Consider the following 12,985-nt stretch of genomic DNA (forward strand, 5'->3'; position numbering starts at 1 on the left):
AGAAAGTATTCGCGGAAACTTTCTGGTTCTTTGTGAATCGCTGATACATAAGTCTTCACTCTATGCATGATGGAATGCTCACATAGTTTGTCGGTTTGTGTGAAACATTAATTTCTCGTTGCTGGTTTAAGTTGTTGAGATATCTCTAACAGCGGTCGAGTGGTTGAGTTTATTGCCGGCACGGGTTGTGTGCTCAGAGCGTAAAGCGGCAGATCAGCATCGATCCGAAAGGTAGTAGAACGTCTCTCACTGATCTGTCTATTTCATGCTTATACTATTTTAGGTTGACCATCTGATGCGGTGGCACCGCCGTCTACAGGTAGGTTTACGCCATTAATGAAAGATGCGTCATCACTTGCCAAGAAAGTCACGACAGACGCAATTTCTTCAGGTTCGGCTGCTCGGCCAAGCGCAATGCGCTCATTGAATTTATCGCGGATGTCCTGCGGCCAGCCGTTCGTCATGTTGGTTTTTACTAAGCTTGGGCATACGGCGTTAATTCTTACGCCCTCCGCACCATGGTCCAATGCCATCGCTCGGGTAAGGTTGACCACAGCGCCCTTACTCGCGCAATAGAATGCGGCACCCCAGTCACCACCCAAACCGGAAACGGACGCGGTATTTACCATACAACCTTTCGTTTTTAAGAGTTCAGGCAAAGCAAACTTCGCGCAATAAACAACACCATCAATGTTTACACCTGAGATCTTCTTCCAGTCTTCCACACTACCTTCAATCACGGAACCAGGGACATGTACGCCAGCATTGTTTACTAAAATATCCAGTTTACCGAAACGGGTAACAACATCAGAAATCAGTGCTGCGACTTTTTCTGGGTCAGAAACATCAATAGAATGCGCAGACACACGCTGTTTATCAAAGCCCTCAACGGCGTTTGCCAACTGCTCTTCATTCCAATCGGCAAGAGCGACGTTTGCGCCTTCTTCATACAAACGTTTTGCGATGGCCAAACCAATACCATTGGCAGAACCAGTGACGAGTGCGACTTTATTTTTTAATCCTCTCATGCGATTTCTCCTTCGAAACTTACAAAAACGGGATCTTGATTTTTCTCTGTGCGCGGCAACATCAGTTTGTCGTTGTCGCTGTAATCTACGGGGATAGCCACCACTGCTGGTCCTTCAACGTCCATGGCTTTATTCAATGTCGGTAGCAATTCGTGTTGACTAGTCACTGCGAAGCCTTTCGCGCCAAATGATTCGGCGTACGCCTTGAAATCAATTGGTCCAAATTTCACACCAGAGCAGCGCTGATATTTGTTGATCTCTTGCATTTCTACCATGTTGTAGGCGTTATCAACCCACACAATATGGACGATATTGCAGTTCAGTCTAACCGCGGTTTCTAACTCCATGCTCGATTGCATAAAACCGCCGTCTCCCGATATCGATACCACTTTGCTACCAGGTTTTAGTAGGCTGGCACCAATGGCCCATGGTAGTGCAACGCCCATTGTTTGTTGGCCGTTAGACACCAGCATTTGGCGAGCTCGAAAACAACTTAAGTAACGAGCGATCCAGATGTGGAAGCTCCCCATATCAAGACATAGCGTGGTATCTGGTGTGATGATAGATTGCATGGCTTTAATCAGTGCCAGTGGATGAAATCCTTGCTTGTGATAGACATTGGGATAGGTTTTGATCACTTGCCGTTGCAGTGCTACCTCTTCCAGTACTGAAAGTGCCGTTGGGGAAAGGCGGGCATATTCAGAGATATAGCTGCCCATCTTGTCTAATGACTGCGCAATGTTTCCGACGATTTCAACACAAGGCTGATAATTAAGTTGGTATTCTGCCGGTTCAATATCGAGGTGAATCACTGGGTTGCGGTGGCTGTTCCAAAGCTCAGGGTCATACTCTATTGGGCTAAAGCCGATGGTGAGAATTAAATCGGCGTCCCGCAGTAAAACATCGCCAGGTTGGTTATTAAACAAACCGACACGCCCAGCAAAGTGATGATAGTAATTGATGTCTACCGTGCCGGCGGCCTGGTAAGTGCCGACAACGGGTAGCTGCGTATTTTGAAGAAACCGAGCGATAGCAGCAGCGTTTTGACTGCGGCTCGCGTGAAGGCCAAGTAAAACCACACAGCGCTTTGATTTACTGATTCGACTGACCGCTTCTTCGATTGCTGCGATGTCTGCGCAACCAGGCTGTGTGTAAGGCGAGGGGACAATAATGTCCGTTTGGGTTTGCTCGGATAAAACATCTTGGGGGAGACTCAAAAAGCAAGCCCCAGGACGACCTGACTCTGCGATACGAAATGCGTTCGCCATGATCTCGCTTGCGGCGTCCACATGCTGCACTTCAGCACTGAACTTAGTTATAGAGCGAAAAATACTGACGGTATCCATGCTCTGGTGTGTTTGTTTTTGCTGGTCAGTTCGTTTCACCGCACCACCGATAGCAATCAGCGGATCGCCTTCGGAGTTTGCTGTTGCAACCCCCGTAACTAGATTTCCACAGCCAGGGCCTGACGTAACCATTGTGACGCCTGCTTTGCCGGTTAGTCTTCCCATAACGCCCGCCATAAACGCGCCGTTAGCCTCGTGGCGTACTGGAATCATTTGGATGTTAGTGTCTTCAATCGCATCGAACAGTCGATCGATTTTTGCACCGGGAATACCGAAAATGTACTTAATGCCGAGAGACTCTAGCTGTTGAGCGATCAACTGAGCTCCATTTTTATTTGAAGGTTTGGATTGCATTTGTTGTCCTTATTATTTGCCTGACTTTGTTACTTTTCCGCCTTTTCTATGGCGGTATTTATATCTTCCGGAGCCAAATTGGCGTTGAGGAAGTCTGTCGATACCGGGGTATCAATCACTAGCCGCGAGACTTTGCCAATCTGGAGAAATCCTGACGAAATGCTGTAATCCTGGATATGACCACCTCCTTGGCGGTCATCGGTAATAAAATGTTCGTGATAGCCGGGTACATTGATGCCAGTCGTATATTTAGGACTGCGAAAGCCGGCGACCACGCCTTGCTTATGCGTGAAGCGGAATGTTGGTTGTTCTTTGACCACTTCAAGCATTGGTCGATAAGGGCGTGTTTGTTTAGGTACGGTACGAGTACGAACTGAATCGAAAACGCCATCAATGCGCACTGCGCAAAATAGGTTATCGCTTGGAACCATGTCGTCTATGAGGCTATGGACTTCATGACGTGACATGCGCGATGTTAGTGGCAGCTCGATATCAGGCTTAAAAAAAGTCATGACAGCAAAGGGCGTTTTTTGCGCCAGGTCTGCCGGGTTTGCGGAGCCATCCGACTTGAGTTGAAAAACTTCCTTATCAAACGCAATCAACTCACCATCCAATTCATTGAACGTACCTAAACCAAAATCCCCATGTTTTAGCAGTTCTTCTATGGTTGTCGAGCCTTCGTAAACACCAGCGATCAAAGCACTCATTAACGAAGTCTGATAAATCTCACCATCTCCGGTAACGTGATGGTATTCAGAAAATTCTTTCGCTACTTCAAGCGAACAAGCACATAGAGGGTTATAAAATCCACGCATGAGTAAGACCAGTTATGCAATGAAGAGTATATTTAGATTGACTTCTACACGGTGCTAAATCCAATATAAAAAAGATTTATTTTGATATGGAAAATATATGGAATTTCGCTACCTGAAGTATTTTGTCGCGGTCGCCGAGACTCGTCACTTTACCCGAGCAGCTGAACAGCTAGGGATTGCGCAACCTCCTTTAAGTCAACAAATCAAAAAGTTAGAGCACGAGCTTGGCGTAGACCTATTTAAGCGCTTGTCTAGAGGAGTAGAGCTGACCCATGCAGGGCAAGTCTTTTATACGGATGCGGTAAATATTCTTGCTGATGTGGAACGCGCTAAAGCAAAAGCTCGACAGATTGCCCGTGGTGAAAATACGCAGGTTAAAATCGGGTTCGCAACGTCAACATCAACTTGCATTAAGGTATTAGAGAGGGTGGGGCGTATTCAAGAGAATGGGGTTCATTTACAGACGGCGGAACTATCAATGCCAGAGCTTGCCACTCAGTTAAAAAGCAAACAACTTGATCTCGCAATCATGCGGCTACCCTGTTACGCCAGTGAGCCTTTTGAGCACAAGGTGTTGTTTAACGACCCGTTTGTCGCGGTGATTCCGGCGGGGCACGAACTGGCAAAATATCCCTGTATCCAGATGAAACAGTTGAGAGGCCATAAAATTTTACTGTTTCCACGAGAGACGGGCCCCGCATTGTTTGATGGCATGAGCACACTTTTTGCCGACGCAGGAGTAAGGCTCGAACCACAGTTCGCAGCACCGCAACTTCGTACGACGATTGCCATGGCGCAGGCTGGGTTAGGTATCGCTCTCGTTCCGCGCTCACTGGCTGAACATCTCGATGATTCCGCGACAGTCGCCGAGATTGATGATATCCCCCTAACCAGTCGTGTTGTCGTTGCTTGGGAGGCGTCTAATCTCAATAAACAAGCGTTAAAAGTAGCCACGAACATCGGTCATGTTGAGGCTTAAAGATGAGTCATCGAACTGGCTCTGATAGCCACAGGCAAATGTGATACTCTCACTCGTTATATGCAAAGCTATGCTTTGGTTGAATAGACAAATCTTACTCCACGAATAGAACTTACTGAGGATGTACCAATGATATACGCTGCGGTCTTTGATATGGACGGGTTGCTGATTGATTCAGAACCTTTGTGGAAGGAAGCGGAAAAGCTGGTGTTTTCATCAGTTGGTGTCCAAGTGACCGAAGTGCTGTCAAAGCAGACTGCAACTATGACGACAGGTGAAGTAACAAGGTTTTGGTATGAACGTAATCCTTGGCAAGAAAAGAGCCTAGAGGAAGTAGAGAATGCTGTTGTGGATAAAGTGGAGGCATTAATAATTGAAAAAGGATGCGAATTAGAGGGTGTTACAGAAACACTCAAATTGCTTAAGGAAAAAGGGCTTAAGATAGGGTTGTCTACTAATTCACCTTATCAACTCATTCCCATCATTTTGAACAAACTCGGTATTGCCAGTTACTTTGACGCGATATCATCGTCAGACGATGTAGAGCAGGGTAAGCCAGAGCCAGATGTCTACCTTTCAACAATCAATAAACTAGGTGTAGATTCAAGTAACTGTATTGCCTTTGAAGACTCTTATTCGGGCATGCTTGCGGCAACACGAGCAAACATAAAAACAGTCGTGATACCTCAACCTGATAAGTTCTACCAAGAGTTTAATGAAGCCAGTCTAAAGCTGCAAAAGCTATCAGAGTTTAATGAAAGCCATTTAGTGGATTTAATAGGATAAAGCTATTCATTACGATTAGTAATATTTATGACAGATGTCATACCATATAGAGAGCTTTGATGAGATGTTAGTTGCTTATGTGTAGGAGTGGTGAGGGATGAAATGAAGCTTAATGTCGTTGCATATTTGATCAAAGAAGGCTACGAAGAGGCCGATATAATCAACCCTAAGAAACAAGAAGAAAGGTGAAGTGCACTTGCCATTTTTTTTCAAAAGTAAACCTGCGTCATCACAGTTGACGGTTACAAAACATGGGTTTTACGGTTGAACTAGCCAAGATAGATGCATAAAAAGACTAACAAAGCATTTAAGAGGAACTCCCGAGGCTTGTCATTTTTAGGTTTCGTTTTTGCAGTGTAGTGGTTTCGGGTTAGTGATAGCGTTGTTTACAACTTAATGCGGCGTTAAACAGCAAGGATGATGGATGATTAAAGCGCAAATATATGATGTATTTTGTGATGAATTGGCTAAAGGTAACCCTTGTGGCGTTGTCGAACTAAATCACTGGCTGAGTGATTCTGAATTACTTCAAATCACTCATCAGGTCGCTCAACCTGTCACATCATTTATGGTTCAGTCTGGCAGTGACTACCACATTCGCTGGTTTAGCCTAGAAGGAGAGATCAACCTATGTGGACACGGAAGTTTGGGCGCAGGCGCTGCAATCATTTCCAACTATCATCAGAATGAGATCATTCTAAAAAGCCAGTATGGCCATATTACCGTTACTGGACTGGATGGAATGTACAGGATCGTGATGCCAAGTTGGCAAGCCAAGCCTCATGCCATCCCCTTGGGTATTTCAGGCTTTTCCAATGACCCCGTAGATGCTTTTACAACGCGTGATTTGGTTGTTGTTCTCGAATCCGAAGATGATGTTGTTCGCTATCAACCTAACTTTGATGAGCTGATTAAAATTGATGAGTTTCATGCGGTCATCGTGACGGCTCAAAGCTCTGATAGTGGCTATGTGCTGCGTTACTTTGCACCTAAAATCGGTATTTCAGAAGATCTTGCCACAGGCTCGGCTCAGTGCTCATTAGCGCCTTATTGGTTTGAAAAGCTGGGCAAAGAAAAATTGACGGCTCGTCAGCTATCTCGTGCTGGTGGTTATTTTGAAGTGGCTCGTGGTTCAGAATCTACGATCGTATTGTCTGCACACGTGAAAAGTCGGACTTGAATGTAAACGCCTCTAGCTCCTAACGCAAGAGCTAGAGGTCCCCATTTTTTATTGACTTAAAAGTGCCGAGCTAAGATTTTAACCCTGCAGCGGTCATCATGACGCGAAATAACATAGACACTAACCCTAATGCAGCGACGCTAACGACCCATATTCCAATCATCCAAGCCCATTGGCGGCACCAATTTTTGATTTTCATACTCACTCCTTATCAACTCGTTAATGGTACGCTTCGCCTTCTTTTACTTTTCCGGAGAAGACGTAGTAACTCCAAAAGGTGTAAGCCAGAATGATCGGGATGATGATCACTGCTCCAACGAGCATAAAGCGCTGACTGCTTGCAGGAGCCGCTGCTTCCCATATTGATATGCTAGGAGGAATGATATTTGGCCAGATACTGATGCCAAGCCCTGCGAACCCGAGAATCACGATCACTAGCGCCATCACGAAAGGGCTGCGCTCTTTACGCTTTTTAACGGAGTCAGCAATCTTCAAACATACCAGTCCAGTAATGACTGGTACGGGCAGTAAGTAGAACAAATTCGGCAGAGAAAACCATCTTTCCGCAATGGTAGGGTAAGCAAGTGGAGTCCAAGCGCTCACAATGACTAATGCGGAGATCATCGCCAGTAGTGTTTTGTTAGTGAAGCGGTGCATCGTGTTTTGCAGTTCACCTTCCGTCTTCATGATGAGCCATGTGCTACCAAGCAGCGCGTACGTTGCGACTAAACCCAAACCACAAAAGATGGGAAAAGGGCTGAGCCAGTCGAGTTGGCTACCTACGAAGACGCGGTTTTCCACCGCAAAGCCTTGAATTACCGCGCCAACAACGATGCCTTGGAAAAACGTGGTTAAAATCGAGCCGACCATAAAAGAGCGATCCCAGAACTTTAAGTGGTTTTCCAATGCTTTAAAGCGAAACTCAAACGCTACGCCACGAAAGATCAAAGCAATCAACATCAACGTTAAAGGGATGGTTAGCGCTTCAATAATCACCGCGTAAGCCATCGGAAAAGCGCCAAATAGAGATGCGCCTCCAAGCACAATCCAAGTTTCGTTGCCATCCCAAACTGGCGCGACACTGTTGACCATGACGTCTTTTTGTTTTTCATCCTTGATGAAGGGCATCAGTATTCCAATACCCAAATCGAAGCCATCCATGATGATGTACATCAAAGTGGCAAAAACGATGATCGCGAACCAAATCACGGATAAATCAAAATGCATATTTTCTACCTTCACTTTGTGACAAATTCTAAATGCGACCTGAAACGGTCGTCATGTCGTGCTCATCGTGTTCGATTGCATCGGGGCCTTTCTTGATTTGGTGGATCATGTAGTAATAACCAAAACCAAATACCAAGCTGTATACAACAAGGAAACACAGCAGGCTGATGCTCATTTGTAGGTCTCCGTGTGCAGAAACCGCATCACGCGTTTTTTGTACGCCATAAACGACCCAAGGTTGCCGACCAACCTCTGTCGTAAACCAGCCAGCGAGTATTGCGATAAGACCAGATGGCCCCATAAACAATGAAAACTTGAGGAACCAACGCGAGGTATAAAGCGTGTTCTTTTTTCGTAACCATATGCTGTAGAAGCTCTGTAAAATCATCAGAAGTCCTAGCCCGACCATGATTCGAAATGACCAAAAGACGATAGGTGAGTTCGGTCGTTCCTCTTTCGGGAAGTCTTTCAGCGCCGGGATTGGCTCAGTTAAACTGTGGCGTAGGATCAAACTTCCTAGAACAGGAATTTCTAAGGCATAGTCTGTGCGTTCTTGTTCCATGTTTGGCATGCCGAACAATATCAATGGGGTTGGTTTGCCATCACTGTTATCCCAATGTCCTTCGATGGCAGCGATTTTGGCGGGCTGGTGTTCCAGAGTGTTTAGCCCGTGCACATCGCCAATCACGGCTTGGAGTGGCGCAAGGAACACTAAGATCCCGAGCGACATCGAAAACATGGTTTTTACCGCAGTCGATTGATTGCCTCTCAATAAATGCCAAGCGGCTGACGCGCCTACAAAGAGTGCTGAACTGACGAAAGCCGCGACGCTCATGTGCGCCAAACGATAAGGAAATGAAGGATTGAAAACGATAGCAAACCAGTCGGTTGGCACCACACGTCCGTCGACAATTTCATAGCCTTGTGGCGTTTGCATCCAACTGTTGGAGGCGAGAATCCAGAACGTCGAAATGATCGTTCCTAACGCCACCATCGAGGTTGCAAAAAAGTGCAGCTTTTCGCCGACGCGACGCCACCCAAACAGCATTACGCCAAGAAATCCGGCTTCGAGAAAGAAAGCCGTTAACACTTCATAAGTCAGTAATGGGCCAGTGATAGAACCAGCGAAGTCGGAGAAACCACTCCAGTTGGTGCCGAATTGATAGGCCATGACAAGACCAGATACAACACCCATTCCAAAGTTAACCGCAAAAATTTTCGACCAGAAGTGATAGAGATTTTGGTAATCGGGATTACGTGTTTTTAGCCATAAGCCTTCCAGCACAGCGAGATAGGTGGCCAAACCTATGGTGATAGCGGGGAAAATAATATGAAAGGATACGGTAAAGGCGAACTGTATCCGTGCAAGCATAAATGCGTCGAGGCCAAACATTAAACTTCCTTTGATCTTTTAAGTTTTATGAGAGAGCTATTTTAAAAGGAGCGGAATGAGGGAAGTAGGTACAGACAGTGACTATAAACCTATAACAGATTAAATATTGAAGTGTTATTATTTTGAATTCGGCTTTATGGAAGGGGATTTGCGTTTGGCGAAGTATCAAGAGTTAGTGGAACAGCTTAAAAGGCAGATAAAATCGGGGATATGGCATCCGGGTGACAAGCTGCCTTCGCTGCGTCGCCAATCTGAACACTCGGGTTTGAGCTTGATGACGGTGTTGCACGCGTATCAAATTCTGGAATCTCAAGGCTGGGTCACGTCACAGCCGCGATCTGGTTATCGAGTCGCGCCCAATATTAAGAGCTCAAATGAACCCCAAGCGCCAGCCGCGGTTTCGTGGACTGAGCAGGTAGACATCAATGAGTTTATCTTTGATGTTCTGCAGGCGAGTAAAAATCCATCCATGATCAATTTTGGCTTTGCCTATCCAGACCCAAGTTTGTACCCACGATATCACGTGAATCGGGCGATGAGCGCAGCCGCTCGCAATATGCCGATTTCCACCACCTTTGATAACTTACCGCCGGGAAACGAGCAATTACGCACCATCATCGCGAAGCGTTATGCTGCGAAAGGCATTGAAATTTCACCCGATGAAATTGTCATTACGGCAGGCGCGCTGGAGGCGTTAACGCTCAGTTTGCAAGCCTGCACAAGACCGGGAGATTGGGTGGTTGTGGAGTCGCCTGCATTTTATGGTGCATTGCAATCCTTAGAGCGGTTAGGTTTGAAAGCGCTCTCAGTAAGAACAGACCCAGTCACGGGCATTGACCTAGACTCATTGGAACGAGCGCTGCAAACACACGATGTGAAAGCGTGCTGGCTGATGTCGAACTTCCAGAATCCTCTGGGTTTTACGCTCTCCAACGAGAAAAAACAAAAGCTGATTGAACTGACACAGCGATATAACGTGCCAGTAATTGAAGATGATGTGTACAGCGAACTGCATGCCGAGAATGACTCGGTTTACCCACTAAGAATGTTTGATGACACGGGTAATACCATGTTGTGCTCCTCGTTTTCAAAATCATTAATCGCAGGGCTACGTATTGGTTGGGTTGCGGCGGGAAAGCGGGCGCTAGAGGTACAAAAGTTACAGTTAATGAGTACATTAGCGACGAGTGCACCAGTGCAAATGACATTGGTGCACTATTTAACAAGCCGCAATTATGAATCGCATTTGAAGCAGTTACGGAAAAAGCTGTTTGAACGTAAAAGTAAGATGACGGTTCTGCTTAGTGAGCTGTTACCTGAAGCAGTCAAAGTGTTAAGCCAAAGCGGTGGGTACTTTATTTGGTTAGAGCTCCCCAAGCATATTGATGCCTTGCCGATATATCGAGAAGCACTAAAAGGTAATATCAGCATCGCACCGGGAAAGATGTTCAGCCTGACAGAACAATACGATCACTGTATTCGTCTTAACGCTTCTTTTGAGCTCAATGACAAATATGTTCATGCTCTCAATCTGCTCGCTAATATTATTCGCGATCATTTGGCGAAATAGCGACTTTCTTCAGTTTTTTGGTTTAATGGAGCGCGCCGGATTTCCAACAACTCGATCGCCCGGCGCAACGTCTTTGGTTACGACAGAGCCAGCGCCGACGACGGCCTCATCACCAATGGTCACGCCTGGCAGTATGATAGCGCCCCCACCAATCCAAACGTTATTGCCGATTTTTACCGGTTTGGCGATCTCATCTCCGGCTAAGCGTCTTTGCGTATCGAGTGAATGAGCGGCTGTGTAAATTTGCACTCTAGGCCCAATCATGACGTTCGCGCCAACCTCAACCTGTCCATTGTCCAGAATAATGGCATCCCAGTTGATGTAGGTGTTTTCTCCGATGGACAAGTGACAACCGTAGGTAAGTTGTAGCGGTGGCTCTATACAGGCGCTATATTTTAATTGGACGCCCATTTCCGCCAATAGCTGTCTACGGATATCTGGGTTTGGTTCGTGGTTAAACTGGAAGACAAGCTGCGCAGTTTTGGCGCGCATTAGCTTTAGTTCTTCATCCAGACAATTATAGGTTTCTCCAGAGCGCATCCGAGTCAGTTCTGACATAACAATCATTCCATCAATATAAATTGCAATAAGGTGCATAATAATAAGTGAGAGTGATTCGAAGTGAAAATTTGACGCTTAAAAATCAGAAAGCTATCACTGATTTGCCTTGCGTATCCAGTTGGTTGATTGGCTCGTTTAGTTCACAAAGACGTGCTCCCTAAATGGCTTAATCGGTTGAAGCCAAAGTGGGAAACCACTCGAAGCGTTTTACGTAGATTACAATATAGTTAATAAGAAGAACTTAGTTGAGCCGCTTGCGCTATCGATTGACCTAAAAATTTAAGACTTATGCGCTCTGGCTTGCTGGCAACGATGAATCAAGAGTGAGCACTTTATGTTCGAACGGGTCATTTCATTTTTAGAAACAACGCTGTTTACCTTTAACGAACAACCTATCACGTTATGGGCGATATTGATGGTGCCGACATGGGTGATTGTCGCTTTATGGTTATCAAAAATTTTGATCAAAACCGTTACGTCAAGAATGTCCTCATCGGGGAAAGACCCAAACGTGATTCATTTGGTTAAACGGATATTATTTGTCATCGCTCTCGCCATTATTTTTATGACCACACTTTCGATGATCAATGTGCCAATTACCGCGTTTGCCTTTCTGTCTGGTGCCATCGCTATCGGCTTCGGTTTTGGTGCGCAAAACATCATTAACAACTTCATAAGTGGCTGGATTTTGATTGGTGAAAAGCCAATTCGAATTGGGGACTTTTTAGAGGTTGAGGGCGCCAAAGGCACTGTCGAGCAAATAAATACACGTTCAACGAGAATCAGACGAACCGATGGTGTTCATATGCTCATACCCAACAGTCAGTTGATTGAGAACGTGGTGATCAACTGGACGTTATGCGACAGATTAGTTCGTGGCTCGGTCGTCGTCGGCGTCGCGTATGGGAGCGATGTCAAACAGGTTGCTGCCCTAATGGCGGAAGTGACTTCGCAGCAAGCGCAAGTTCTGAGTTCGCCAGCGCCAGATGTGTTTTTTCAAGACTTTGGTGACAATGCTTTGATCTTCGAATCTTATTTTTGGATTAACTCAACGGTTGAGGGCGGTATTCGCTCGGTCGCAAGTGCCATGCGTTTTGAAATCTACGAAGCTTTCGAAAAGCACGGCATTGAAATCGCGTTTCCACAACGAGATGTGCACATTGATGGGCAAATCAAGTTGTCTAGGGAGAGAAACGGATAGGGCGATAAGCGGTATTGGTGTTCTTATCTTGGTGTCGAGTAACCATAGCGAGGCGGTCACAACACGGATTCACCTCGCTAGAAACCAGTTTGAAGGCGTTATTGGTTGTCCCACATGACTTCGCATTCTTCTTTGATTGCTGATTTTAGCAACTCAATCAGTGGAAACGCTCTGCGTCCTAGGCTTACCGAGGGCTCTGCTTGTTCTTCCTCTTCGTCTACATCAGTAGGGAGGTTTTCTTCAGCTGCATTTTTCGCAGATAGAGCAGAAGTTAATTTTGATAGCGCGTCAGGAACATCTTGAGCGGAAATTGATCCCGGCACCGTGCCGCTGTGACCCATCATTTTGAGCATATCTAATGCAATATCACCAAACATTGTGACGTTTGAGTGGCTTCGACAACGAAATGTTATGAGCATTTACCTGATCCTGTTTTATATGTTCGGTTTGAAACTAAATTGTAGCTGAAATCAGATACTAATTAATGTGATGAAGACCGTTGAGCGTTAAGGTTTTTATGAGTAACAACAAAAAACGGGCACGTA

Annotated in this window: 13 protein-coding genes; 5 read left to right on the forward strand and 8 right to left on the reverse strand. The window is 45.8% G+C overall.

Going from position 1 to position 12,985, the window contains the following annotated elements; translation table 11 throughout:
• Nucleotides 1-269 precede the first annotated feature (269 nt).
• From R7Q47_RS07240 to budA, 3 genes are read right to left on the reverse strand one after another with little or no spacing between them, the layout of a single operon-like run.
• On the reverse strand, nucleotides 270-1,028 hold the full coding sequence (locus R7Q47_RS07240) for an SDR family NAD(P)-dependent oxidoreductase (RefSeq protein ID WP_256900091.1): 759 nt from the start codon (nucleotides 1,026-1,028) through the stop codon (nucleotides 270-272).
• A complete protein-coding gene (alsS, locus tag R7Q47_RS07245) occupies nucleotides 1,025-2,728 on the reverse strand; it encodes an acetolactate synthase AlsS (protein WP_318088817.1) in 1,704 nt (567 codons plus the stop codon). Before alsS ends, R7Q47_RS07240 begins: the two co-directional genes overlap by 4 nt.
• Nucleotides 2,729-2,757: 29 nt before the next feature.
• On the reverse strand, nucleotides 2,758-3,543 hold the full coding sequence (budA, locus tag R7Q47_RS07250) for an acetolactate decarboxylase (RefSeq protein ID WP_005373273.1): 786 nt from the start codon (nucleotides 3,541-3,543) through the stop codon (nucleotides 2,758-2,760).
• A 97-nt stretch (nucleotides 3,544-3,640) separates the two neighbouring features.
• On the opposite strand from budA, the gene R7Q47_RS07255 reads away from it, so the two are divergent.
• From R7Q47_RS07255 to R7Q47_RS07265, 3 genes are all read left to right on the forward strand, one after another.
• A complete protein-coding gene (locus tag R7Q47_RS07255) occupies nucleotides 3,641-4,522 on the forward strand; it encodes a LysR family transcriptional regulator (protein WP_248486424.1) in 882 nt (293 codons plus the stop codon).
• Nucleotides 4,523-4,651: 129 nt separating this feature from the next.
• Nucleotides 4,652-5,308: a hexitol phosphatase HxpB gene (gene hxpB, locus R7Q47_RS07260; protein ID WP_042523570.1), complete on the forward strand. Its 657-nt coding sequence runs from the start codon at nucleotides 4,652-4,654 to the stop codon at nucleotides 5,306-5,308.
• 424 nt (nucleotides 5,309-5,732) lie between these two features.
• Entirely contained in the window at nucleotides 5,733-6,488 is a 756-nt protein-coding gene (locus R7Q47_RS07265) for a PhzF family phenazine biosynthesis protein (protein WP_005382695.1), read from the forward strand.
• A gap of 70 nt (nucleotides 6,489-6,558) precedes the next feature.
• Here the strand turns inward: R7Q47_RS07265 and R7Q47_RS07270 are convergent, their stop codons facing one another.
• From R7Q47_RS07270 to R7Q47_RS07280, 3 genes are read right to left on the reverse strand one after another with little or no spacing between them, the layout of a single operon-like run.
• The gene (locus tag R7Q47_RS07270; protein ID WP_074190543.1) at nucleotides 6,559-6,687 is read right to left on the reverse strand and encodes a DUF2474 domain-containing protein; all 129 of its coding nucleotides are present in this window, start codon (nucleotides 6,685-6,687) and stop codon (nucleotides 6,559-6,561) included.
• 20 nt (nucleotides 6,688-6,707) lie between these two features.
• Nucleotides 6,708-7,715, reverse strand: coding sequence for a cytochrome d ubiquinol oxidase subunit II (gene cydB, locus R7Q47_RS07275; RefSeq protein ID WP_005382693.1), 1,008 nt, complete (start codon nucleotides 7,713-7,715; stop codon nucleotides 6,708-6,710).
• A gap of 28 nt (nucleotides 7,716-7,743) precedes the next feature.
• On the reverse strand, nucleotides 7,744-9,108 hold the full coding sequence (locus R7Q47_RS07280) for a cytochrome ubiquinol oxidase subunit I (protein WP_248486422.1): 1,365 nt from the start codon (nucleotides 9,106-9,108) through the stop codon (nucleotides 7,744-7,746).
• A 136-nt stretch (nucleotides 9,109-9,244) separates the two neighbouring features.
• Here R7Q47_RS07280 and R7Q47_RS07285 point away from each other — a divergent pair, with 136 nt between their 5' ends.
• Entirely contained in the window at nucleotides 9,245-10,678 is a 1,434-nt protein-coding gene (locus R7Q47_RS07285; RefSeq protein WP_005373261.1) for a PLP-dependent aminotransferase family protein, read from the forward strand.
• Nucleotides 10,679-10,687: 9 nt separating this feature from the next.
• Here R7Q47_RS07285 and R7Q47_RS07290 read toward each other — a convergent pair whose 3' ends face one another.
• Nucleotides 10,688-11,236, reverse strand: a complete 549-nt coding sequence (locus R7Q47_RS07290; protein ID WP_154204285.1) for a sugar O-acetyltransferase — start codon at nucleotides 11,234-11,236, stop codon at nucleotides 10,688-10,690.
• A 337-nt stretch (nucleotides 11,237-11,573) separates the two neighbouring features.
• Here R7Q47_RS07290 and R7Q47_RS07295 point away from each other — a divergent pair, with 337 nt between their 5' ends.
• On the forward strand, nucleotides 11,574-12,440 hold the full coding sequence (locus tag R7Q47_RS07295; protein WP_005373258.1) for a mechanosensitive ion channel family protein: 867 nt from the start codon (nucleotides 11,574-11,576) through the stop codon (nucleotides 12,438-12,440).
• A 98-nt stretch (nucleotides 12,441-12,538) separates the two neighbouring features.
• Here the strand turns inward: R7Q47_RS07295 and R7Q47_RS07300 are convergent, their stop codons facing one another.
• Nucleotides 12,539-12,859 carry a DUF1840 domain-containing protein gene (locus tag R7Q47_RS07300; RefSeq protein WP_085569099.1) on the reverse strand — a complete coding sequence of 107 codons (321 nt, stop codon included), beginning with the start codon at nucleotides 12,857-12,859 and terminating at the stop codon, nucleotides 12,539-12,541.
• Nucleotides 12,860-12,985 lie beyond the last annotated feature (126 nt).

This window comes from Vibrio sp. Vb0349 (assembly GCF_033338975.1).

Bases quoted from the DNA above. Each gene is read 5' to 3' on its own strand.
- R7Q47_RS07240 (WP_256900091.1), bottom strand. From the start codon at position 1,028: ATGAGAGGATTAAAAAATAAAGTCGCACTCGTCACTGGTTCTGCCAAT.
- alsS (WP_318088817.1), bottom strand. From the start codon at position 2,728: ATGCAATCCAAACCTTCAAATAAAAATGGAGCTCAGTTGATCGCTCAA.
- budA (WP_005373273.1), bottom strand. From the start codon at position 3,543: ATGCGTGGATTTTATAACCCTCTATGTGCTTGTTCGCTTGAAGTAGCG.
- R7Q47_RS07255 (WP_248486424.1), top strand. From the start codon at position 3,641: ATGGAATTTCGCTACCTGAAGTATTTTGTCGCGGTCGCCGAGACTCGT.
- hxpB (WP_042523570.1), top strand. From the start codon at position 4,652: ATGATATACGCTGCGGTCTTTGATATGGACGGGTTGCTGATTGATTCA.
- R7Q47_RS07265 (WP_005382695.1), top strand. From the start codon at position 5,733: ATGATTAAAGCGCAAATATATGATGTATTTTGTGATGAATTGGCTAAA.
- R7Q47_RS07270 (WP_074190543.1), bottom strand. From the start codon at position 6,687: ATGAAAATCAAAAATTGGTGCCGCCAATGGGCTTGGATGATTGGAATA.
- cydB (WP_005382693.1), bottom strand. From the start codon at position 7,715: ATGCATTTTGATTTATCCGTGATTTGGTTCGCGATCATCGTTTTTGCC.
- R7Q47_RS07280 (WP_248486422.1), bottom strand. From the start codon at position 9,108: ATGTTTGGCCTCGACGCATTTATGCTTGCACGGATACAGTTCGCCTTT.
- R7Q47_RS07285 (WP_005373261.1), top strand. From the start codon at position 9,245: ATGGAAGGGGATTTGCGTTTGGCGAAGTATCAAGAGTTAGTGGAACAG.
- R7Q47_RS07290 (WP_154204285.1), bottom strand. From the start codon at position 11,236: ATGTCAGAACTGACTCGGATGCGCTCTGGAGAAACCTATAATTGTCTG.
- R7Q47_RS07295 (WP_005373258.1), top strand. From the start codon at position 11,574: ATGTTCGAACGGGTCATTTCATTTTTAGAAACAACGCTGTTTACCTTT.
- R7Q47_RS07300 (WP_085569099.1), bottom strand. From the start codon at position 12,859: ATGCTCATAACATTTCGTTGTCGAAGCCACTCAAACGTCACAATGTTT.